General features: G+C 62.5%; 21 protein-coding genes. 8 read left to right on the top strand and 13 right to left on the bottom strand.

Translation table 11 applies throughout. The features are described from left to right. Positions 1-30: 30 nt before the first annotated feature. A complete protein-coding gene (locus PUQ42_RS02975; protein WP_122120506.1) occupies positions 31-1,656 on the bottom strand; it encodes a CTP synthase in 1,626 nt (541 codons plus the stop codon). 105 nt (positions 1,657-1,761) lie between these two features. Further along, the gene (locus PUQ42_RS02970) at positions 1,762-3,912 is read right to left on the bottom strand and encodes a DUF349 domain-containing protein (protein ID WP_273370850.1); all 2,151 of its coding nucleotides are present in this window, start codon (positions 3,910-3,912) and stop codon (positions 1,762-1,764) included. A 256-nt stretch (positions 3,913-4,168) separates the two neighbouring features. Between PUQ42_RS02970 and PUQ42_RS02965 the strand changes: the two genes are divergently transcribed. The 7 genes from PUQ42_RS02965 to buk all read left to right on the top strand — a co-directional run bounded on the left by PUQ42_RS02965 (position 4,169) and on the right by buk (position 11,057). Next, positions 4,169-4,840 (top strand): response regulator transcription factor, encoded by a 672-nt coding sequence (locus PUQ42_RS02965; protein ID WP_273370848.1) that lies wholly within the window; start codon positions 4,169-4,171, stop codon positions 4,838-4,840. A 67-nt stretch (positions 4,841-4,907) separates the two neighbouring features. Continuing rightward, a complete protein-coding gene (gene proB / locus PUQ42_RS02960; protein WP_273370846.1) occupies positions 4,908-5,999 on the top strand; it encodes a glutamate 5-kinase in 1,092 nt (363 codons plus the stop codon). A 4-nt stretch (positions 6,000-6,003) separates the two neighbouring features. Then, the gene (locus PUQ42_RS02955; RefSeq protein WP_273370844.1) at positions 6,004-7,260 is read left to right on the top strand and encodes a glutamate-5-semialdehyde dehydrogenase; all 1,257 of its coding nucleotides are present in this window, start codon (positions 6,004-6,006) and stop codon (positions 7,258-7,260) included. Positions 7,261-7,365: 105 nt separating this feature from the next. After that, positions 7,366-7,740: a fluoride efflux transporter CrcB gene (gene crcB / locus PUQ42_RS02950; RefSeq protein ID WP_087405045.1), complete on the top strand. Its 375-nt coding sequence runs from the start codon at positions 7,366-7,368 to the stop codon at positions 7,738-7,740. 43 nt (positions 7,741-7,783) lie between these two features. Beyond that, entirely contained in the window at positions 7,784-8,986 is a 1,203-nt protein-coding gene (locus PUQ42_RS02945; protein ID WP_273370839.1) for an acetate/propionate family kinase, read from the top strand. A 48-nt stretch (positions 8,987-9,034) separates the two neighbouring features. Continuing rightward, on the top strand, positions 9,035-9,943 hold the full coding sequence (locus PUQ42_RS02940) for a phosphate acyltransferase (protein WP_122120500.1): 909 nt from the start codon (positions 9,035-9,037) through the stop codon (positions 9,941-9,943). A 46-nt stretch (positions 9,944-9,989) separates the two neighbouring features. Further along, positions 9,990-11,057: a butyrate kinase gene (gene buk / locus PUQ42_RS02935; protein WP_087405046.1), complete on the top strand. Its 1,068-nt coding sequence runs from the start codon at positions 9,990-9,992 to the stop codon at positions 11,055-11,057. Between the two features lie 36 nt (positions 11,058-11,093). On the opposite strand, the gene PUQ42_RS02930 is transcribed toward buk, so the two are convergent. Genes PUQ42_RS02930 through aroQ form a run of 3 tightly spaced genes read right to left on the bottom strand, consistent with a single transcriptional unit; the run spans position 11,094 to position 14,499 of the window. Next, positions 11,094-12,545 carry a lipopolysaccharide biosynthesis protein gene (locus PUQ42_RS02930; protein ID WP_273370834.1) on the bottom strand — a complete coding sequence of 484 codons (1,452 nt, stop codon included), beginning with the start codon at positions 12,543-12,545 and terminating at the stop codon, positions 11,094-11,096. 3 nt (positions 12,546-12,548) lie between these two features. Then, the gene (gene pyk, locus PUQ42_RS02925) at positions 12,549-14,024 is read right to left on the bottom strand and encodes a pyruvate kinase (RefSeq protein WP_273370831.1); all 1,476 of its coding nucleotides are present in this window, start codon (positions 14,022-14,024) and stop codon (positions 12,549-12,551) included. 43 nt (positions 14,025-14,067) lie between these two features. Beyond that, a complete protein-coding gene (gene aroQ, locus PUQ42_RS02920) occupies positions 14,068-14,499 on the bottom strand; it encodes a type II 3-dehydroquinate dehydratase (RefSeq protein ID WP_087405049.1) in 432 nt (143 codons plus the stop codon). Positions 14,500-14,612: 113 nt separating this feature from the next. Between aroQ and thiL the strand changes: the two genes are divergently transcribed. Next, a complete protein-coding gene (gene thiL, locus PUQ42_RS02915; RefSeq protein WP_273370827.1) occupies positions 14,613-15,551 on the top strand; it encodes a thiamine-phosphate kinase in 939 nt (312 codons plus the stop codon). Between the two features lie 157 nt (positions 15,552-15,708). Here the strand turns inward: thiL and PUQ42_RS02910 are convergent, their stop codons facing one another. The 8 genes from PUQ42_RS02910 to rsxC form a co-directional block, all read right to left on the bottom strand. Continuing rightward, a complete protein-coding gene (locus tag PUQ42_RS02910; RefSeq protein WP_087311631.1) occupies positions 15,709-15,984 on the bottom strand; it encodes an FtsB family cell division protein in 276 nt (91 codons plus the stop codon). 6 nt (positions 15,985-15,990) lie between these two features. Further along, positions 15,991-16,626 carry a 7-carboxy-7-deazaguanine synthase QueE gene (locus tag PUQ42_RS02905; protein ID WP_122120495.1) on the bottom strand — a complete coding sequence of 212 codons (636 nt, stop codon included), beginning with the start codon at positions 16,624-16,626 and terminating at the stop codon, positions 15,991-15,993. Further along, entirely contained in the window at positions 16,626-17,168 is a 543-nt protein-coding gene (gene hpt, locus PUQ42_RS02900) for a hypoxanthine phosphoribosyltransferase (protein ID WP_122120494.1), read from the bottom strand. Before hpt ends, PUQ42_RS02905 begins: the two co-directional genes overlap by 1 nt. A gap of 193 nt (positions 17,169-17,361) precedes the next feature. After that, positions 17,362-17,940, bottom strand: a complete 579-nt coding sequence (gene rsxA / locus PUQ42_RS02895; protein WP_087311637.1) for an electron transport complex subunit RsxA — start codon at positions 17,938-17,940, stop codon at positions 17,362-17,364. 2 nt (positions 17,941-17,942) lie between these two features. Next, on the bottom strand, positions 17,943-18,527 hold the full coding sequence (locus PUQ42_RS02890) for an RnfABCDGE type electron transport complex subunit E (RefSeq protein WP_087405051.1): 585 nt from the start codon (positions 18,525-18,527) through the stop codon (positions 17,943-17,945). Further along, entirely contained in the window at positions 18,520-19,185 is a 666-nt protein-coding gene (locus PUQ42_RS02885; protein ID WP_232009178.1) for an RnfABCDGE type electron transport complex subunit G, read from the bottom strand. The genes PUQ42_RS02890 and PUQ42_RS02885 overlap by 8 nt, the downstream gene beginning before the upstream one ends. Positions 19,186-19,198: 13 nt before the next feature. Beyond that, on the bottom strand, positions 19,199-20,167 hold the full coding sequence (locus tag PUQ42_RS02880) for an RnfABCDGE type electron transport complex subunit D (RefSeq protein WP_087311639.1): 969 nt from the start codon (positions 20,165-20,167) through the stop codon (positions 19,199-19,201). Between the two features lie 42 nt (positions 20,168-20,209). Further along, entirely contained in the window at positions 20,210-21,559 is a 1,350-nt protein-coding gene (rsxC, locus tag PUQ42_RS02875; protein WP_273370822.1) for an electron transport complex subunit RsxC, read from the bottom strand. Between the last annotated feature and the right edge of the window lie 15 nt (positions 21,560-21,574).

Genomic DNA, 21,574 nt, shown 5'->3' with positions numbered 1-21,574 from the left:
CAAACGGGGAAGCGATCAAACCGGGCCGGGCTACTTTTTTTTCGCGTCGGTGTAATCGAGTGCGGCCTTGACGAAGGCGACGAAGAGCGGCGAGGGGCTCAACACCGTGCTCTTGTACTCGGGGTGGTACTGCGTACCGACGAACCAGGGATGGTCCTCGATCTCGACCACCTCGACCAGATTGGTGTCGGGGTTCACGCCGACGGCCTTCATGCCGGCGGCCTCGAAACGCTCCAGATAGTCGTTGTTGAATTCGTAACGGTGGCGGTGACGCTCCGAGATGTTGAGTTTCCCGTAGGCGGCAGCCACCTTCGAACCCTTCTTCAGCACGCAGGGATAGGCGCCCAGACGCATCGTGCCGCCCTTGGCCGTGACACCCTTCTGCTCCTCCATCAGGTCGATGACCGGATGGGCCGTCTGCTCCATTTCGCTCGAGTTGGCGTCGGCGATGCCGAGGACGTTGCGGGCGAACTCGATCACGGCGCACTGCATGCCCAGGCAGATTCCGAGGAACGGAATGCGGTTTTCACGGGCGAAGCGCACGGCCTCGATCTTGCCCTCGATGCCGCGGTTTCCGAAACCGGGGGCCACCAGAATACCGGCCATCTTGCCCAGCTGGGCGGCAACAGTCTCGGGTGTGATCTTCTCCGAGTTGACGTAGTGGAGCTTGACGTGGCAGTCGTTGACCGCCCCGGCGTGGATGAACGACTCGCTGATCGACTTGTAGGCGTCGTGGAGTTCGGTGTACTTGCCGACCAGGGCGATGTCGATCTTCCGGGAGGGGTGCTTGATCTTGTCGACAAAGGCGCTCCAGGCGGTCATGTCGGGCTCCTTCTCGGCCGGGAGGTTGAGCTTGTCGAGAACGACCTCGTCCAGGTGCTGTTCGTGCATCTTCAGGGGCACCTCGTAGATCGTCGGCACGTCGATCGACTCCATGACGGCGTTGGCGTCGACGTTGCAGAAGAGGGCCACCTTGCGCTTGAGGGAGGTGGTCAGGGGACGCTCGGCGCGCAGCACGAGGATGTCGGGCTGCAGACCGTTCTCGAGCAGCGCCTTGACCGAGTGCTGCGTCGGTTTGGTCTTCATCTCGCCCGAAGCGGCCATGTAGGGGATCAGCGTCAGATGGACCAGCGCCGTATTCCTGTAGCCGAGCGAGTAGCGGAGCTGACGCACCGACTCGATGAAGGGCTGCGACTCGATGTCGCCGACCGTACCGCCGATCTCGGTGATGATGATATCAAACTTTTTGGTCTGACCCAGCAGCTGGATGCGGCGTTTGATCTCGTCGGTGATGTGGGGGATGACCTGCACCGTGCGGCCGAGGTATTCGCCCTTGCGCTCCTTCTCGATGACGCTCTTGTAGATGCGGCCCGTAGTGACGTTGTTGGCCTTCGAGGTGGGCTGATTCGTAAAGCGTTCGTAGTGGCCCAGGTCGAGGTCGGTCTCGGCGCCGTCTTCGGTGACATAGCACTCGCCGTGCTCGTAGGGGTTGAGCGTTCCGGGGTCGACGTTGATATAGGGGTCGAGTTTCTGAATGGTCACCGAATAGCCACGCGCCTGCAGCAGGCGGGCGATCGAAGCCGAAATGATACCCTTGCCGAGCGACGATGCCACACCGCCCGTCACGAATATGTACTTGGGTTTGGTCAGTTTCATGCTGTTTTGATTTTCTGTATTTTGTCTTGTCTGTCTCTTACGGTTGAATCCTTAAACACCGATCGACCGGACTGGCTCCGATCGATACGGTTTGAGAAGCATCTGTCAGGCGTTCGGGTCCTTGTCTGCGTCGGCCTCCTGGCGGTCGATCATGCGGACCTTCTCGACGGTTGCGGCCATCTCCTGGCGGGCCCGTTCGATCTTGGCGCGCACGTCGGCGATGAGCGACTCGGCGTTTTTCGATTTGGCGAAGAATCCGATGTTGTTCTCCAGCAGGGCGATCTCCTGCTCCAGCTGACGCACCTTGTTGTAGAGACGGTCGCGTTCCGTGCGCAGGCGGCGGTCGCCGGAGCCCTTCATCGAGGAGATCTTCTCGCGGAAGCGGCCCATCGAGCGGTCGCGTTCCGAACCGCGCAGGGCGTTGAAGAGTTCGTCGACGGCGGCCTTGTATCGCTTCTGAATGGCATCCTTCTGCTTGATGGGCACGAATCCGATCTCGCTCCAGCGGCGCTGGAAGTCGCGGATCACCTCGTAGCCGCCCGTGCGGACGTCGGCCGCGGCCATTTCGTCGAGCAGGGCCTGCTTGCGGCGCAGGTTCTCCTCATACTCGCCGTCGACCGAGGCGAAGTGGGCGGCCTTGCGCTCGAAGAACTTGTCGCAGGCGGCGCGGAAGCGTTTCCAGACGGCCTCGGAGTGGCGGCGCGAGACGGCGCCGATCTGTTTCCAGCGGGCCTGCAGGGCGATCAGTTCGTCAGTGGTCTTCTTCCACTCCTCGCTGTTCACCAGTGATTCGGCAGCCTCGCAGATCTCGTTCTTGAGCTGCAGGTTGTGCTCCATCTCGGTCTTCAGGCCGGCGTAGAACTGGCGCTTGGCCTCGAAGAACTTGTCGCAGGCCGTGCGGAAACGTTCGTAGATACGGTTGTTGTCCTTCTTGGGGGCGAAACCGATGGTCTTCCAGGTCTTCTGGATCTCGAGCAGTTTGTCGCTGGCACGGTTCCACTCCTTGCGGGTAGTGAGCGGCTGCGAGGCGAGCTCCTCGGTTGCCTCGCAGAGGCCGGTCTTGAGTTCGAGATTCTTGACCTGTTCGGCCTTCAGGGCCTCGAAGTGCTCCTGATGCAGTTTGTTGATGCGGCTCGAAGCGGCCTTGAAACGCTCCCAGAGCGTCTCCTTGTACTCGTTGGCCACGGGACCCGTCTCGCGCCACTGATCGTGGAGCTTCTGCAGCTTGTGGAAGGCCTCGACCACCGAAGGTTCGAGCAGCAGGGCCTCGGCCTGTTCGCAGAGGGCGACCTTCTGTTCGTAGTTTTTCTTCAGATCCAGGTCGCGCAGTTCCTTGTTGATCTTGATGAAGTTATAGAAGTTCTCGACATGGAGGTTGTAGGTCTCCCAGAGATCCTTGATGTACTGCTGGGGAACGGGTCCCGTTTCGCGCCAGCGCTGCTGCAGTTCGCGGAACTTGTTGAAGGTATGGTTGAGCGTCTCATCGGAGTTTACGAGCTCCTTGAGCTCCTCGATGATCTGCTGCTTGACCTTGAGATTGGCCTCCTTTTCGGCCTCGAGGTTGGCGATGAAGATGTCGCGGCGGCGGCGGTACTCCTTGAAGAGCTCCTTGAGCTGCACCTCGGCGCCGTCGACGGCAGGGGCGAAATCCTCCTCGGCACCGCCCCCCTCGAGGAAGCGGCGGCGTGCCGCCTCGACCTCGGCGCGGCGCAGGCGGTAGAAGGCGATCTTCAGCGCCTCGACATCGCGGCGGATCGACTGTACGGGCTGCTCTTCGAGCATGCGGGCGAAGAGTCCCACGAGCTCCTCCTTGCTCTTGCCGGCGAACTTCTCCTCGGGCGAGCTTTTCTGCTCTTCGGCCAGCTGATCGGCTTCGGCCTCCTCGGCGGTTTCGCCCTCGAGTTCGAGTCCGGCGTCGTGGGCGGCCAGAGCGGCCTCCTCGTCGGCGAAATCGACCCGCACGTCAGCGGGAGCCGTCTCGTCATCGAATTCGGCGACGGGTTCCGCAGCGGGTTTGATCCGGGCGCGTTTGGGGCGTGCCACCTCTTCCGGGGCTACCTCTTCCGGAGCGGCACCGACGGGCTCCTGCGGAGTCTCCGGCATCGGGGCCGTCACGGATTCAGCCGGGGTCGACGCCTCGGTCGGAGTTTCGGGTTCAGCGGATTCGGGAGTCGCCACGGGACTCGTTTTCGCATCTTCAGCCACGGGGCTGACTTGCTCCTCGGGAGCAGGAAGTGTCGATTTTTCAGTAGCCATCACAGTAGAGGTTTTTGCATCCCGGCGAAGGGAGCGTCCATAAATCCCGCAAATATAACCATTTTATGCGGAACCCGAAAGAGAAATCGACAAAACCTGCAACAAGCGCGCAATCCCGACCTACAGCGGAACGGTCCCGCACCGCGGGGAGGTGATCCGCCGAAAAAAACGGCGGGATTTCGGAAAATTTTTGTTACATTCGCAAGTTGTATACCCCGCGGCGCACTCCGGTCCGCCGCCCCAGAACCTGACGACAATGAGCCATCGCATCCTGCTGGTGGACGACGAGGTGGACATCCTCGAATTCGTCCGATACAACCTCGTCCGCGAGGGTTACGAGGTCTTCACGGCGCAGAACGGCGCCGAGGCGCTGAAGGTTGCCGCCGAGTGCCATCCGCATCTGATCCTGCTGGACATGATGATGCCCGTGATGGACGGTGCGCAGACCTGCCGGGCGATCCGCGCCAACCCCGAACTGAAGGATACGATGGTGGTTTTCCTCTCGGCGCTGGGCGAGGAGGAGCAGCAGCTGACGGGCTTCGGCGTGGGGGCCGACGACTACCTGACCAAACCGATCAAGATGAAGCTGCTGGTGAGCCGCGTGCAGGCGATCCTCAAGCGCATCGACGCCGGCACGCCTCCCGAGAAGCGGCCTTCGGCGGGGATTACGGTCGACCGCGAACGCTACATGGTGATCCGCGACGGCGAGGAGATCAGCCTTCCGCGCAAGGAGTTCGCGTTGCTCGATTTGCTCTACTCGTCGCCGGGCAAGCTGATTCCGCGCGAGGAGATCTACGCCAAGATCTGGGGTGCGGAGGTGGTCGTGGGCGACCGCACGATCGACGTCCACATCCGCAAGCTGCGCCAGAAGATCGGCGACGAACGCATCGTCACGGTCAAGGGCGTCGGCTACAAGTACGAGCCCTGAGAGGGGGCGTTCGGTCGGACCGATGGGAGATCGGTCCGCATGAAAAAGGTTAGCAAGGTTAAGAATCATGATACAGGAAGGTAAATACCGCCGGATCGTCGTCAAGGTGGGCAGCAACGTGCTCACGCGCGAGGACGGCCGGCCCGACACGACGCGCATTTCGGCGCTGGTCGACCAGCTGGCACGCCTCCACCGGGCGGGCATCGAGACGATACTCGTCTCGTCGGGGGCCGTAGCCTCGGGGCGCAGCCTGCTCGAACCGTGCACGGGACGCATCGACACGGTCTCGGCACGCCAGCTCTATTCGGCCGTGGGACAGGTGCGGCTGATGACGCGCTACTACGACCTGTTCCACGAATACGGCATTGCGTGCGGGCAGGTGCTCACCACCAGGGAGAGCCTCTCGACGCGGCGCCAGTACCTCAACCAGCGCAACTGCATGGAGGCGATGCTGACGGCCGGGGTGATCCCGATCGTCAACGAGAACGACACGATCTCCGTGACGGAGCTGATGTTCACCGACAACGACGAACTTTCGGGGCTCGTGGCGGCGATGATGGGGGCCGATGCGCTGCTGATTCTGAGCAACGTCGACGGCATCTACGACGGTTCGCCGTCGGATCCCGCCTCGCGCATCATCCGGCGCGTGGCTCCGGGCGAGGACCTCTCGCCCTATATCGACGCGACGCGTTCGTCGCGCGGGCGCGGGGGCATGACCTCGAAGAACCGCATCGCCAGCCGCGTGGCGGGCGAAGGGATCGAGGTGGTGATCGCCAACGGCCGCCGCGACAACATCCTGACGGAGCTCGTTCTGGGCGACGGCGAGGTGATCTGCACGCGTTTCGAGCCCTCCGCCCGCCCGGCCTCGGGGCTCAAGAAGTGGATAGCCAGCAGCGAAGGCTTCGCCAAGGGGGCGCTGCGGCTCGATGCCGGAGCGGTCGAGGCCATCCGGCGGAGCCAGGCGGCGAGCATCCTGGCCGTGGGGGTCACGCAGGTCGAGGGCGACTTCGAGCGCGACGACATCGTGCGGATCCTTTCGCCCGAAGGGATGCCGCTGGGCGTGGGACGCATCGCGTGCGACAGCGCCACGGCCCGCCGCAACCTGGGCCGCAAGGGGCTCCGCCCGCTGATTCATTGTGATTACCTCTATCTGGAATAGACGCATGCAAACCGATTACCAACCCCTTTTCGAGGCGGCCCGGCAAGCCGGCGCCGCCCTGCCTGACATCCCGGCCGAACGCCTCTCGGAGGCGGTCCGCACGGCGGCCGAAGCGCTGCGCCGCCACCTGGAGGAGATCCTCGCGGCCAACGCCGAGGATCTGGCCGCCATGGACCCCACGTCGCCGCTGTGCGACCGGCTGCGGCTCACGCCCGAGCGGCTCGAGACGATGGCCGCAGACATGGAGTCCGTTGCCGGACTTCCCTCGCCGCAGGGCGAGACGCTGGCCGCCTGGAAGCGCCCCAACGGCATGACGATCCGCAAGGTGCGCGTGCCGTTCGGCGTCGTGGGGATGATCTGCGAGGCGCGGCCCAACGTCACGACGGACATCTTCTCGCTCTGCCTGAAGACGGGCAACGCCTGCGTGCTGAAGGGCGGCAGCGACGCCCGCCGCTCGAACGAGGCCATTGCCCGCGTGCTGCACGAAGCGCTCCGCCGGTCGGGGATCGACGAAGCGTCGTTCACGCTGCTGCCTTCGGACCACGCCGCCGTAGGGGCGCTGCTCCACGCCGTGGGCTACGTCGACGTGGTGATTCCGCGCGGCGGTGCGGGACTGATCCGCTTCGTGCGCGAAGAGGCCCGCGTACCGGTGATCGAGACCGGTGCGGGGATCGTCCACACCTACTTCGATGCAGCGGGCGATGTCGAAAAGGGGCGCCGCGTGATCTGCAACGCCAAGACACGCCGCGTGAGCGTCTGCAACGCCCTGGACTGCCTTCTCGTCCACCGCTCGCGGCTCGACGACCTGCCGGCGCTCTGCGCCCCGCTGGCCGAACGCCACGTCACGCTCTACGCCGACACCGCATCGCTCGCGGCCCTCGAAGGGCACTACCCTGCCGAGCTGCTCCAACAGGCCACCGAAGCGAGCTACGGCACGGAGTTTCTCGACTACAAGCTGGCCATCCGGAGCGTTGCGTCGCTCGACGAGGCGCTCGCACACATCGCCCGCTACACGTCGCACCACAGCGAGTCGATCGTAACCGAAGATGCGTCGGCGGCCGAACGCTTCACGCGCCGCGTCGATGCGGCGTGCCTCTACGTGAACCTGCCGACGTCGTTCACCGACGGCGGACAGTTCGGCTTCGGGGCCGAGGTCGGGATCTCGACCCAGAAGCTCCACGCCCGGGGTCCGATGGGACTTCCCGAACTGACCACCTACAAATACATCGTCACGGGCGACGGCCAGATCCGGCAACCGTAGCAGAACGGATGAAAGATCCCGCTTTTCGGGCAAAAAAACAGAACAATCCGTAATCATTTTTTTCGTTAAATTTGCAAGTCCGTAGAATAATATCTACTTTTACTTATGATTCGTGAACTCTTCTGCGTGGGACTGGGCGGCGCCATCGGCTGTATGGCCCGTCATGCGCTTTCGACATGGATGCTCGGCGGCCATCTGCTGTTCGGTTTTCCGCTGGGGACCTTCACGGTCAATGCCGTAGGATCGCTCGTGATCGGCTTCCTGCTCCAGACACTCAACTCCTCAACGTGGGGATGGCTGCTGGTGACGGGGCTCTGCGGAGGCTTCACGACCTTCTCGACCTTTTCGGCCGATACGGTGCGGCTGCTCAGGGCCGGCGACTACACCCCGGCGGTCTGCTATGTGGTGCTGAGCATCGCGGTCTGCCTGCTCTTTACGGCGCTGGGCATGCTCCTCGGCTCGCAGACCCGCACGGCGTGAGGCAAAAACGAATGAAACAACAAAGACTCAAAAAGAATAAACTATGGTAATTCTCGTATTGAACTGCGGTTCGTCGTCGATCAAATACCAGGTGATCGACATGACGGACGCATCGGGCAAACTGCTCGCCAAAGGACTCGTGGAACGCATCGGCCTTCCGGAGGGAGACCTCACGCACAAACCCGTGGGCAAGACGCCCTTCGAACTCCACCAGCCGATTCCCGACCATACGACCGGCATCAAACTGGTGCTCGAGGCACTGACCGACCCCTTGCACGGCGTCATCGCGTCGCTCGACGAGGTGAAGGCCGTCGGCCACCGCGTGGCCCATGGCGGCGAATACTTCCCGGCCAGCTGCCTGGTCACGGAGGATGTCAAGGCCAAGATCCAGTCGCTGTGCCAGATCGCACCGTTGCACAACCCGGCCAGCCTCGAGGGAATCAACGCCGTGGAGAAGGTGCTTCCGGGCATCAGACAGGTGACGGTCTTCGACACGTCGTTCCACCAGACGATCCCGGCCGTGAACTACATGTTCGCCCTGCCCTACGAATACTATGAGAAATATCGCGTGCGCAAGTACGGCTTCCACGGAACGAGCCACAAGTACGTGGCACGGGTCGGCGCCGAACTGGCCGGTCTGGACTTCGCACATTCGAAGATCATCACCTGCCACATCGGCAACGGCGCCTCGATCACGGCCGTGCTCGACGGCAAGTCGTACGACACGTCGATGGGCTTCTCGCCGCTCGACGGTCTGGTCATGGGCACGCGCTGCGGCCAGGTTGACGCCAGCGCCATCACCTTCATCGGCGAAAAGGAGGGGATGAGCTACGCCGAACTCGACACGATGATGAACAAGAAGTCGGGCGTGCTGGGTCTGACGGGCATCTCGAGCGACATGCGCGACATCGACCGCGCCTACGACGAGGGCAACGAACGGGCCATCCTGGCGCGCGACATGTACTACCTGCGCATCAAGAAGTTCGTCGGGCAGTATGCGGCCGAAATGGGCGGCGTGGATCTGATCGTCTTCACGGGCGGTGTGGGCGAGAACTCGAGCGAGATGCGCGAGGCGGTCTGCACGGGTCTGGAGTTCATGGGCGTGGAGTTCGACCCGGAGGCCAACCGCGGCGCCCGGGGCGTGAACAAGCTGCTCTCGAAGGCCGACTCGAAGGTGAAGGTGGCCGTGATTGCCACCGACGAGGAGCTGATGATCGCCACGGACACCTACAACCTGGTCAAATAGAAGAGACAAACAAACAACGGATAAACCATCCCAAAAAACTCAAACATCATGATTCAGCATCTTACCGAAATCGTCGAAGAGGCGAGAAAGAGGGGTAAAAAACGTCTTGCCGTAGCCTACGGCCAGGATTCGCACACGCTGGCAGCGGTCTACGAAGCCTACAAGAAGGGACTTGTCGAGCCGACGCTCTACGGCGACAAGGCCGTGATTGAGCAGGTCTGCTCGGAAAACAACATCGACATCAAGGCCTTCAACATCGTCAACGAAACCAATGACGTGAAGTGCGTGCAGCAGGCCGTCGCCGCCGTAGTGGCCGGCAATGCCGACGTACTGATGAAGGGTCTGGTCTCGACGGACAAATACATGCGCGGAATCCTGAACAAGGATGCCGGCCTCTTCCCGCCGAAGGGCGTGCTGAGCCACGTCTCGATCATCGAGATGCCGTGCTACCACAAGCTGCTCATCATCTCGGACGTGGCCGTCATTCCGCTGCCGGACTTCAAGCAGAAGATGAAGCAGATCGGCTACCTGGCCCAGACGGCCAAGCTGCTGGGCATCGACTGCCCGAAGATCGCCTGCATCGCCCCCTCGGAGCAGGTTCTCACGAGCGTGGTATCGTCGACCGACGGCGCCATTCTGGCCAAGATGGGCGACCGCGGCCAGTTGGGCAACGTGATTGTCGACGGCCCGCTGTCGCTGGACGTAGCCCTCTACAAGGAGGTTGCCGAGCACAAGAAGGTGAAGGGTTCGTCGGTGGCCGGCGATCCGGACTGCCTGCTCTTCCCGAACCTGGAATCGGCCAACGTCTTCTTCAAGAGCACGACGCACCTGTGCGGCGGCGAGTTGGCCGCCATGGTCATGGGTACGAACGTACCGTGCGTGCTGACCTCGCGCGGCGATACGAGCCTCACGAAACTCTACTCGATCGCACTGGCTTGCCTGGCCGTGAAGAAATGACCTTCGCGGCGGGATAGCCGCGCACTAACCCTGAACCGAAAACTTTATGAGCTACAAGATCTTAGCTATAAATCCCGGCTCAACATCCACAAAGGTCGCTCTTTACGAGGAAGAGCGGCCTTTGTTGGATTTGACGCTGCGCCATTCGACCGAGGAGCTGCAACGCTTCACCGACGTCATCGACCAGTTGGACTGGCGGCGGGGATTGATCCTTTCGGCCCTTCGCGAGGCAAACTTTCCGCTTCGCGAACTGTCGGCCGTCATCGGCCGCGGAGGGCTGATCCACCCGATACCGGCGGGAGTCTACGAGGTGAATTCGCGGATGCGCTACGACCTGCGCAACGCCGTTATGAAGCACGCCTGCAACCTGGGCGGACTGCTTGCGGCCCAGATCGCCCACATGGCCAAGGTGAAGGCCTACATTGCCGATCCGCCGGTGGTGGACGAGATGGACGACACGGCGCGGATCACCGGCATGCCGATGTGCCCGCGCAAGTCGGTCTTCCACGCCCTGAACCAGAAGGCCATCGCGCGGCTGCACTGCAAGAAGACGGGCCGCACATACGAGGAGACGAACCTGATCGTGGCCCACATGGGCGGCGGCATCTCGGTGGCAGCTCACCGCCGGGGGCGGATCGTTGACGTCAACAATGCGCTGGACGGCGACGGACCCTTCGCCCCGGACCGAGCGGGGAGCATTCCGTCGAGCGACCTGATCAAGGTCTGCTTCTCGGGACAGTACACCCGCGAGGAGCTGTTGAAATACGTTTCGAGCAAGGGCGGACTGGTGGCCTATCTGGGGACAAACTCCGTCATTCAGGTGATGGAACGCATCGCACAGGGGGACCAGCGGGCCCGAAAGGTGCTGGACGCCATGTGCTACAACATCTCGAAGCAGATCGGTGCGATGGCCGCCGCACTCGAGGGAGACGTGGAGGGCATTCTGCTCACGGGCGGCATCGCCTACAACGAGCCGGTCGTGGAGTATATCCGCCGCCACTGCTCGTTCATCGCCCCGGTGACGGTCTATCCCGGAGAGAATGAACTCGAGGCGCTGGTACAGAATGCGCTGGTGGTGCTGCGGGGAATCATCACCCCGAAAGTCTACGAATAGGAGACGGGCATCGCACCCGAATGGAAAACAGATCGTCTACGCCTTGTGGACGATCTGTTTTTTCAGGAGGTCGCAGACCAGACGGAAGGCTTCGAGGCGGAAGAGGGCCGAGAGGCCGACGTAGAGCGCCACGCCGACCGTCACCCCGGCCAGCAGACGCAGTATGGCACTGTCGGGGATCCACATTCCGACGCCGCGTACGGCCAGCCACATCACGACGGAGAGCAGTACCATGGGGAGCAGCGTGCGGAGGAAGCGGCCGAGGGTCAGCTGCGTGAAGCGGCGCGTGGCCCAGAAGTTGATGGCCATTTCGCAGAAGGCGATGGCAACCAGTCCCCAGACGACAGCCATGACACTGTGGGGGATCGTCACGGCAAAGATCACCGTCATAACGATCTTTTTCAGGATTTCGAGCCGCACGATGAGCGGGCCGGCGCTGCGAGCCTTGAGGATGTTCATCGAGATGACGGCCACGGGCGAGAACAACCCGGCCAGACAGACCACCTCGAAATAGGGGACCGTGGGCATCCACTCTTCGGACAGCAGCACGGCGAAGAGGTCGTGGGACACGGCCGAGAGCCCCAGCATGACGGGAAACATGACGTAGGCGACGATCATCACCACCTGGCGGTAGCTTTCGGTAAGTTTCGGAAGGTCGTCGCGGATCTTCGAAAAGGCCGGGAAGGTGACATTCTGCACGGCCTGGACGCCCGTCACCGCGGGCATGTCCTTGATCTTGACGGCCTGATCGAACGAGCCGAGCGTAGCGGCCGGATAGAGCGATCCGAGGAAGAACTGCGGGATCTTGTTGTAGAAGTTCGAGATCAGGTCGGTGGCCATCAGGCTGCATCCGAACTTCGACATCTCGTGCAGCGGCTGCGGGGAGAAGCTGCCGCGGGGGCGCCAGTCACTGAGCCACCAGAGGATACCCGTGCGCAGCCCCACCGAGACGACCCGTTCGATGACCAGACTCCAGATTCCCCACCCGGCCAACGCGCAGCCGATGGCGGCCAGCCCGCCGACAAGTGACGAGAGGAAGGTGACCTTCGACAGCAGGGCGAAGCGAAACTGGCGGATGAAGATCGTGTTCTGCACGGCACACAGGGCCGTCAGCGGGAGCAGCAGGTAGAAGACCGGAGCAATCTCAGCGATGACGGGCATGTCGTACCAGCGGGCCAGCAGCGGCGCCGTAGCCACCATTCCCACGTAACAGCCCAGCGAGACGGTCATGTTGAAGAGAAAGACCGACTTGTAGTCCGTTCCCGAAGGATCCTTGCGGCGGATGAGGCCCTGCGAGAAACCGCCGTCGACGATGACCAGAAGCACGGTGACGATGGCCGTGGGGATGGCCATGAAGCCCATGATCTCGCGCGTCAGCAGACGCAGGATCACGAAGCGCACGGCCATGGTCAGAAGCATGGATCCGATCTTCTCGGCCATGCTCCAGGCGACCCCCTGAGTGACCTTCTCTTTGAGTTCTCCGGCCAAGACCTAGGCTTTCTGCAGGGCGACGATCTCGGCGTTGCGGCGCCGGAGATTTCTCACGTTGGAGATCTCGACGTACGAAGCGCCGCCGTCGGGGCCGAAGCTGCCGCCGACGATGGCCATCAGATCCTCGTCATCGAGTTTGCGGTACTGGTCGATGAACTCCAGCGCATCGACCAGGAAGTGGTAGCGGTCCGAGAGCTCCTGCTTGCGCAGAATGGGCACTACGCCGTACGACAGGGCCAGAATGCGCTGCGCGTGGAGCGAGTAGCAAACGGCCATGACGGTCTTGCGGCCGCGGAACGCCGCCAGATAACGTCCCGTGCGGCCGGTCTTGGTGTCGAGGATGACATACTTGATCGGCAGGTTGGTCGAGGCGCGCACGGCCGACCGCGCCAGCTGGGCGGTGATTTCGTGGTTTACGGAGACCATGTTCATGTCGATCATCGGCTGGAAGTGCTCGCCGTCGCGTTCGATGGCGCGGGCCACGCGGGCCATCGTCTCGACCGACTCGACGGGATAGTCGCCCATGGCGGTCTCGTCGCTCAGCATCACGGCATCGACACGCTCGTAGATGGCGCTGGCGACGTCGCTGACCTCGGCACGGGTCGGGCGCGGCGACTTGACCATCGAATAGAGCATCTGCGTGGCGATGATCACCGGACGCTTGGCGCAGATGCACTTCTCGACGATGCGGCGCTGGGCGTTGGGAATCTCCTCGGCCGGGAGCTCGACCCCCAGGTCGCCGCGGGCGACCATGATGCCGTACGAGGCCTCGATGATCTCGTCGATATTATCGAGCCCCTCCTGGTTTTCGATCTTGGAGATGATCTTGATGTTGCTGCCGTGGGCGTCGAGGATCTCCTGCACGGCCTTCACGTCGCGTGCCGAGCGGACGAACGAATGGGCGATGAAGTCGACGTCGTTGCGCACGGCCCACTCGATGAAGCGGCGGTCCTTGGCCGTCACCGACGGGAGGTCGATCGAGACGCCCGGCACGTTGACGCTCTTGCGCGAGCGGAGGGCTCCGCCGACCACGAATTCGCAGTCGAGCTCCTCGTCGCTCTTGCCCAGAACGCGGATCTCCAACTCGCCGTCGGCGATCAGCATGCGGGCGCCGACGGGGATGTCGCGGACGATCGAGGGGACGTTCATGTAGATGACCTTGCGCGTCGAGAGGTCCGAGCCGTCGGAGCCGCGCACGACGACGCGGTCACCGGCCTGGAAGCGGATGCTGTTTCCGTATTCATCGGCGATCGTCGTGACGCGGATCTCGGGACCTTTCGTGTCGATCATGATCGGGATGGCGGGGTTGACCCGGTGTACGGTCTCGACGATCTTCGTGGCACCCTCCTCGGAGACGTGGGCCGAATTGACGCGGACGACGTCCATTCCGGCGTCGAAGAGCTTCTGGACGAACTCCTCGGTGCAGCGGAAATCCGACATGGTGGCAACGATCTTGGTTTTTTTCATGCGGTACATAACGATATTCTTTTTTTGCGTTGATAACTTGTGAATCCCCCAACTATCGGGCCGCAGCGGCGTGAATGAGCGCCTCGACCCCCAACCGGTAGGAGTCGAGCCCGAAGCCCATGATCGACCCCATGGCCACGGAGGCGAGCAGCGAGGTGTGGCGGAACGACTCGCGGGCGAGGATCGAGGAGATGTGCACCTCGACAACCGGCACCTCGACGGCAGCCACGGCATCCCGCAGTGCCACCGACGTATGGGTGTATCCGCCGGCATTGAGCACGACGCCGTCGAAGCGGCCGTCGGCCTGCTGGATCGTGTCGATGAGCACCCCTTCGTGGTTCGACTGCACATAGTCGAACTCGACCTGCGGATAACGGGAGCGCAATTCATCGAAGAGTTTCCCGAAGGTTTGCGTGCCGTAGACGGCCGGGTCGCGACGTCCCTGCAGGTTGAGATTCGGGCCGTTGAGAATCAGTATTTTCATGAGTTTACGGGTTATGGGTCCGCGCCGCGGGGATCGCGGCCGGGGAATTCGGAACAAAGGTAACTATTTTCGACGAAAAATCGGTATCTTTGCCCCACAGCCGCAACAAAAACATGACCGAATTCGGATTCATTGAACAGATACGCCGACTTTTCGCCCCGATTCCCGATCAGGGATTCGAGGGAATCGGCGACGATTGCGCCGTGCTGCCGCTCGCCGGGGGCGAGGCGCTTGTCTTCACGGCGGACCTGCTGACCGAGGGGGTCCACTTCCTGCGCCACGCCACCTCGGCGCGCGAACTGGGCGGCAAATCGCTGGCCGTCAATCTGAGCGACGTGGCCTCGATGGGGGCGCGTCCCGTAGCGACGCTGTTGTCGATTGCCCTTCCGCGGGATGCCGCCCAGTCGTGGGCGCTGGAGTTCATCGAGGGGTACCGCACGCTCTCCGAACGCTACTCCACGCCGCTTGTCGGGGGTGACACGACGCGCTCCGAAGCCGGCATCACGATCAACGTCACAGCCATCGGCCGCGCCCCCCTTACGCACCTCAAGCGGCGCCGCGACGCCCGCCCGGGCGACGTGATCCTTGCAGCGGGCGAACTGGGCGCCTCGGGAGCCGGACTGCGCGATCTGCTTGCCGGACGGCTCGACACCCCGCTGGCTGCCCTCCACCGCAACCCCGCGCCGCAGGTCGACGAGGGGGTGTGGTTCGGCTCGCGGCCGGAGGTCCACGCCATGATGGACCTCTCGGACGGGCTGGCTTCGGATCTGCGCCACATCCTCGACCTCTCGCACGTCGGGGCGGAGATCGACCTCGAACAGATTCCCGTGGCCGCGGACTCCGACCTGCAGACGGCGCTCTGCGGGGGCGAGGACTACAAGCTGCTGCTGACGGCCGACACCGCCTCGGCCGAACGGCTCACGGCGGAGTTCCGCACACGCTTCGGCACGTCGCTCTACCCCATCGGCCGCATCACCTCCGAGGCGGGGCTCACCTGGCTGCGCAACGGCCGCCCCGAGCCCCACGACTGGCAGGGATTTTCGCACTATTAGCGGAGCACCCGCGCGGACCGAAACGACAGCCCGTACTTTCGCTCCACCGTCGTTCCGGGAGCAACTCACCTGCCACTCCCGCCAGCCCCCCCCCAAAAAAATCGGGCCCTCTCCCAATGGAGAAGGGCCCGATTCGTTGGTGCCGCCTATCGGCCGTCTACTCTTCCAGGATGTAGACGTGTTCGTTGCGCCGCTGCATGTGGTAATGCTCGCGGGCATACTCTTCGAGATAGTCGTCGTAACGCAGTCTTTCGAGCAGCGTACTGTCTTGAGCGATCTTTTCGACGTAGAAGTCATACTGCCGCTCGAGGCCATTGATCTGCCGTTTGATCTTCACGGCATGCAGGGCGTTCCGCCCGATCACGAAGACCGAGAAGACCACGATGCCTGCCGTGAGGAGGATCCAGAAACGACGTCCAATCCGAATCTTCATCACCGGCTACGGAATATGCATGTACTTGTGGGTCTGGATCGAGATGTTCCAGCGCGGATGGGCCTTGGCATACTCCACCAGCAGGGGCATGACCTCCTCCGAACGGCTCCACTCGGGCTGCAGGTAGAGCAGGCAACGCCGGCGTACGCGGGCGGCATTCTGCTCGGCCCACTCCAGATCGGCCTCCGATTCGATGATTACCTTCAGTTCGTCGGCCCGGCCGTATGCCTCGTCCAACGGGGGCTGCTGCCGCTTGGGCGAGAGGCAGACCCAGTCGAACACCCCGCTGAAGGGGTGCGACCCGGAGGTTTCGAGGAAGATCTCGAGACCCTTTTTGCGCAGTTCGTCGGTCAGCACGCCCAGAGGATAGAGCAGCGGTTCGCCGCCCGTAATGACGATGGCCTGCGCCGGACACGACGTGGCACGCTCGATGACCGTCCGCACGTCGGTCGGCGGATAGAGCTTCGGGTTCCACGTATACTTGGCGTCGCACCACCGGCAGCCGACGTCGCAGCCGCCCAGCCGGATGAAATAGGCGGGCTTTCCGGCGTGGAAACCCTCGCCCTGAATCGTATAGAAGTCCTCGACAAGGGGCAGCAGCCGCCCGCCGTCGAACAACGCGGGATCAGTTGTCACAGCCATTACTCCGTCACGACGTAAATATCCTTCAGACTGCGGCCCAGCTGGTTGTAGTCCAGACCGTAGCCGACGATGAATTCATTGCCGATCTCCATGGCGCGGTACTTGATCGGGCGTGTCTTGCGGTAGGAGCCGGGCTTGAAGAAGAGCGTGCAGACCTCGATCGAGGCAGGTTTGCGCTTCTCCAGATCGCGGATCATGTGGTCGATCGACTCGCCCGTGTCGACGATGTCCTCGACGATGATGACGTGACGGCCCTCGATCGGCGTGGTCAGACCGATCAGACTGCGCACCTGTCCCGAGGATTCGGTGCCTTCGTAGGAGGCGAGTTTAACGAACGAGAGTTCGTTCTGGAACTCGATCTTCTTGATCAGATCGCTCATGAACATGAACGAACCGTTGAGAATGCCCAGAAACAAGGGGGTCTCCTTGTCGGCGTAATCGTGATTGATCCGTTGGGCGACCGCCTCGACCGCCTGGTCGATCTTGGCCGCGGGAATCATGATCTTGAACTTCCTGTCGTGAAGTTTTATGATATCCTCCATGCAGTTCGGGAATTTTTTGGGATTATGAGATTACAATAGTGCAAAAATAGCGAATTGCCGTCAAGAAACGAAGAAACGCCTCATTTTTTTACAAAGAAACGATCCGCACGTCGCTGCACGAAGGCAGAACGACGTACGGACCGAATCGTTGGCGGGCGGCGGACCGGCGCAGGTCCGTCCCCGGGAGCATTCACTAAACCAGACCCGAGAAGCCGAGGAAGGCCATGGCCAGGATGCCGGCCGTGATCAGGGCGATGGGGACACCGCGGAAGGCCTTGGGCACCTCCTCGAACTCCAGACGCTCGCGGATGCCGGCGAAGATCACCAGCGCCAGGGCGAATCCCAGGGCCGTGGAGACCGAATAGGCGACGCTCTGCAGCAGGTTGAACTCCTTCTGGATCATGAGGATGGCGACGCCCAGCACGGCGCAGTTCGTGGTGATCAGCGGCAGGAAGATACCCAGCGCCTGATAGAGCGAGGGGGAAACCTTCTTGAGGATGATCTCGACCATCTGCACCAGCGCTGCGATGACAAGGATGAAGACGATCGTCTGCATGTACTCGATGTGCAGCGGGACGAGGATATAGGTCTGAATGGGCCAGGCCACCAGCGCGGTCAGGGCCATGACGAACGTAACAGCGGCACCCATACCCATCGAGGTTTCGACCTTCGACGACACGCCCAGGAAGGGGCAGATGCCGAGGAACTGGGCCAGAACGACGTTGTTGACGAAGATGGCGCCGATGATGATTGCGAAATAGGAGATCTCCATGACTACTTCTTGGCTAATTTGTTAAACAGAACCATCAGATACCCCAACACGAGGAAGGCACCGGGTGCGAGGACGAAGATCAGGGGCGTGTAGTCGGAGATACCGAGGCTGACGCCGAAGATGGCGCCGCTGCCGAGGATCTCGCGCACGGCGCCGATGACCGTCAGCGAGAGGGTGAAACCCAGACCGACGCCCAGACCGTCCATCATCGAGTCGACGGGCGAGTTTTTCGAGGCGAAGGCCTCGGCGCGTCCGAGGATGATGCAGTTGACGACGATCAGCGGGATGAAGACGCCCAGCGAGGCGTAGAGTGCCGGCACGAAGGCCTGCATCAGCATCTGGATCACGGTGACGAACGAGGCGATCACGACGATGAAGGCCGGGATGCGGACCTTGTCCGGGATGAGGTTCTTGATGAGCGAGATCACGAGGTTCGACAGGGTCAGCACGGCGGCCGTAGCCAGACCCATACCCATGCCGTTTTCGGCCGAGGTGGTGGTACCCAGCGTGGGGCACATGCCGAGCACCAGTACGAACGTCGGGTTGTTCTTGATGATGCCGCTCAAGGCGATTTTCAGTTTATTCATATTGCCCTCCTTCCTGAGCCGCAGGCTCATTGGTTTGTTCAGCGACGGGATGCGTGGCACCGGAGGCGGTATCCGTAGCCTCGACGCCCGCAGCCACACTCTTGTAGGCCATCCAGGCGCGGTTGACGGCATCGACATAGGCACGCGAGGAGATCGTAGCGGCCGTCAGCGCATCGACATCGCCGCCATCCTTCGTCACGGCGAGTTTTCCGTCGACGAGTTTCTTGTTTTCGAGTTTCTGGCCCTGAATGCTGCCCAGCAGCGGGTTGCCTTCATCGGCCATTTTGGTTCCCAGACCGGGGGTCTCGGACTGTTCGAGGACGTTGACGTTGACGACCTCGCCGTCGGGCGTGAAGCCCACCATCAGCCGAACAACGCCGTTGAAGCCCTGTTTGGTCATCGTCTGCACGGCATAACCGGTCACCTGACCCTCTTTGGTGGCGGTGTAGACCGTAATGGGGAGTTCATCGACGGTCAGGGTCTGCTCCTCGGTCGAATCGAAGGCCGGGAGCACTTCGGCAAGAGCGGCCTTCGTGGCGGCCTCCTTGGCCAGGGCGATCGGCTCTTCGGTGATCATGTTCACGACGCCGACGCCGGCCGACGCCACGAGCGTAATGACGAAGAGGACCGCAGTCATGTTGACAAGTGTACTTTTCATGGATCCTTCCTCCTTATTTTACGCCGAAGCGTTTGGGTTTGACATACTTGTTGATCAGGGGCACGCAGGCGTTCATCAAGAGAATGGCGAACGACATGCCCTCGGGATAGGCGCCCCACAGACGGATGAGCATCGTGATGACGCCGATACCGATACCGAAGATCACGCCGCCCTTGACGGTCATCGGCGAGGTCGAGTAGTCGGTGGCCATGAAGACCGAACCGAGGATGGCGCCGCCGGCCAGTACGTGGAACAGGGGCAGCTGCCAGAGCATGGCGCCCGACTCACCCTTGCACAGGGCCACCACGAAGGCGAACAGGGCCATCGTCACGAGGATCGTCACCGGGATGTGCCACGTGATGACGCGGCGCCACAGCAGGTAGACAAACCCGACGAGCAGGGCCAGTGCGGCAACCTCACCCAGCGAACCGGGCATGTTGCCCAGCAGCAGATCCTGCACGCCGAGGGCATCGGGGGCGGCCAGACCCTGTTTGACGGCCGCCAGCGGCGTAGCGCCCGACAGGGCGTCGAAGGCGCCGTTGACGGGCAGGGGCCAGGTAGTCATCTGCACGGGATAGGCCACGAGCAGGAAGACACGTCCGACCAGAGCCGGATTGAAGGGGTTCTTGCCCAGGCCGCCGAAGGTCATCTTGGCGATGGCGATGGCGACGAAGGCGCCGATGAGGACGATCCACCAGGGGATCGAGGCCGGGAGGTTGAAGGCCAGCAGCACGCCCGTAACGACGGCCGACCAGTTGGAGATGGTCAGCGGGCCGCGGACCACGTATTTCTGAATCAGGAATTCGAACACCACGCAGGCAGCGACCGAGAGGGCCGTCACCCGAAGCACGTCGACCCCGAAGACGATGGTCGAGACGACCAGCGCGGGCAACAGGGCGATCACCACGTCGCGCATGATGTGGGCCGTCGACTGCAAGGTCTGGACGTGCGGCGAGGGAGCGACAATAAGTTTGTTTGCCATAAGTGTTATCGTAAGTTTTAATTTTCGGATTGACGGACCGCGTTATTTTTTGGGGGCAGCGGCGGCCGCACGGGCGCGGATACGCCCCATGGTGGTCTGTTTGCCCAGACGGATCCAGTCCAGCAGCGGCAGATAGGCCGGGCAGGTCGACTGGCAGCAGCCGCACTCGATGCACGAGGTGATCATGCGGGCCTCGATCTCGTCCCAGTTCTTCTTCTGGGTCATCTTCGAGAGGTAGTAGGGCTCCAGACCCATCGGGCAGGCGGCGACGCACTTGGCGCACTTGATGCACTGCGTGGCCACCCGGCGGCGGGCGTCGTGCTCCGACATCACGGTGATACCCGAGCAGCCCTTCGTGACGGGCGAATCGAGGTTGACCATCGCGCGACCCATCATCGGACCGCCGTTGATCACCTTGCCCGTATTTTCGGGCAGACCGCCGGCGGCGGCGATCAGCGTCGAAACGGGGGTACCCATGCGCGTCAGCAGGTTCTTGGGCTCCCTGAGGCTCTTGCCGGTGATCGTCACCACGCGCTGAATGAGCGGCATGCCCTTCTGCACGGCCTGGTAGACGGCATAGGTGGTCGAGGCGTTGCAGACCACGGCGCCGACGTCGATCGGCAGTGCGGGCGGGGGCGGCACCTGACGGCCCGTCACGGCAGCGATCAACTGCTTCTCACCGCCCTGCGGATAACGCACCTGCAGCGGCACGACCTCGATTCCCTTGTACGCAGCGACGATCTTGCGCAGATGGGCGATGGCATCGGGCTTGTTGTTCTCGATACCGATGTAGGCCTTCTCGACGCCCACGGCCTTCATCAGGATCGTGACGCCAACGACCAGCTCTTCGCCGTGTTCGAGCATCACGCGGTGGTCGGAGGTCAGATAGGGTTCGCACTCGACGCCGTTGATGATGACGCATTCGGCCTTCTTGCCGGCCGGGATCGAGAGTTTGACATGTGTGGGGAAGGTGGCGCCGCCCATGCCGACGATGCCGGCCTGCTTGATGCGGTCGATGATCTCCTGCGCGGAGAGGCGGCACTCCTTGACGAGCGTTTCGGAGCGGTCAATACCCTCGGCCCAGTCGTCGCCCTCGCGTTTGATGGTGATCATCATCTGGCGCAGGCCCTGACCGTTGGCCACCAGGTCGACGGCCGTCACCGTACCCGAAATCGGGGAGTGGATGTTTGCCGACATGAAGCTGCCGGCTTCGGCGATGAGCTGCCCCGTGAGGACCTTGTCGCCCTTGGCGACCTTGGCCACGGCCGGAGCTCCGATGTGCTGCGCGAGGGGAATCGTCACCACCTCGGGCAGCGGAAGCACCTCGATGGCCTTGGCGCTGCTCAGTTTGTTTGCCGACGGATGGACTCCGCCTATTGGAAATGTCTTCATATCTCTGCTAACGTT

It is taken from the genome of Alistipes megaguti, assembly GCF_944320325.1.
In the GTDB taxonomy this organism is placed as follows: domain Bacteria; phylum Bacteroidota; class Bacteroidia; order Bacteroidales; family Rikenellaceae; genus Alistipes; species Alistipes megaguti.
The sequence above is the reverse complement of the archived record's forward strand: the minus strand, read 5'-3'. Positions and strand labels throughout refer to the sequence as shown.

Coding starts and splice junctions, on each gene's coding strand:
- PUQ42_RS02970 (WP_273370850.1), bottom strand. CDS start 3,912: ATGGCTACTGAAAAATCGACACTTCCTGCTCCCGAGGAGCAAGTCAGC.
- PUQ42_RS02965 (WP_273370848.1), top strand. CDS start 4,169: ATGAGCCATCGCATCCTGCTGGTGGACGACGAGGTGGACATCCTCGAA.
- rsxC (WP_273370822.1), bottom strand. CDS start 21,559: ATGAAGACATTTCCAATAGGCGGAGTCCATCCGTCGGCAAACAAACTG.
- PUQ42_RS02910 (WP_087311631.1), bottom strand. CDS start 15,984: ATGAAGATTCGGATTGGACGTCGTTTCTGGATCCTCCTCACGGCAGGC.
- PUQ42_RS02975 (WP_122120506.1), bottom strand. CDS start 1,656: ATGAAACTGACCAAACCCAAGTACATATTCGTGACGGGCGGTGTGGCA.
- PUQ42_RS02955 (WP_273370844.1), top strand. CDS start 6,004: ATGCAAACCGATTACCAACCCCTTTTCGAGGCGGCCCGGCAAGCCGGC.
- PUQ42_RS02880 (WP_087311639.1), bottom strand. CDS start 20,167: ATGGCAAACAAACTTATTGTCGCTCCCTCGCCGCACGTCCAGACCTTG.
- buk (WP_087405046.1), top strand. CDS start 9,990: ATGAGCTACAAGATCTTAGCTATAAATCCCGGCTCAACATCCACAAAG.
- crcB (WP_087405045.1), top strand. CDS start 7,366: ATGATTCGTGAACTCTTCTGCGTGGGACTGGGCGGCGCCATCGGCTGT.
- PUQ42_RS02940 (WP_122120500.1), top strand. CDS start 9,035: ATGATTCAGCATCTTACCGAAATCGTCGAAGAGGCGAGAAAGAGGGGT.
- aroQ (WP_087405049.1), bottom strand. CDS start 14,499: ATGAAAATACTGATTCTCAACGGCCCGAATCTCAACCTGCAGGGACGT.
- PUQ42_RS02945 (WP_273370839.1), top strand. CDS start 7,784: ATGGTAATTCTCGTATTGAACTGCGGTTCGTCGTCGATCAAATACCAG.
- PUQ42_RS02905 (WP_122120495.1), bottom strand. CDS start 16,626: ATGGCTGTGACAACTGATCCCGCGTTGTTCGACGGCGGGCGGCTGCTG.
- thiL (WP_273370827.1), top strand. CDS start 14,613: ATGACCGAATTCGGATTCATTGAACAGATACGCCGACTTTTCGCCCCG.
- hpt (WP_122120494.1), bottom strand. CDS start 17,168: ATGGAGGATATCATAAAACTTCACGACAGGAAGTTCAAGATCATGATT.
- pyk (WP_273370831.1), bottom strand. CDS start 14,024: ATGTACCGCATGAAAAAAACCAAGATCGTTGCCACCATGTCGGATTTC.
- proB (WP_273370846.1), top strand. CDS start 4,908: ATGATACAGGAAGGTAAATACCGCCGGATCGTCGTCAAGGTGGGCAGC.
- rsxA (WP_087311637.1), bottom strand. CDS start 17,940: ATGGAGATCTCCTATTTCGCAATCATCATCGGCGCCATCTTCGTCAAC.
- PUQ42_RS02890 (WP_087405051.1), bottom strand. CDS start 18,527: ATGAATAAACTGAAAATCGCCTTGAGCGGCATCATCAAGAACAACCCG.
- PUQ42_RS02885 (WP_232009178.1), bottom strand. CDS start 19,185: ATGAAAAGTACACTTGTCAACATGACTGCGGTCCTCTTCGTCATTACG.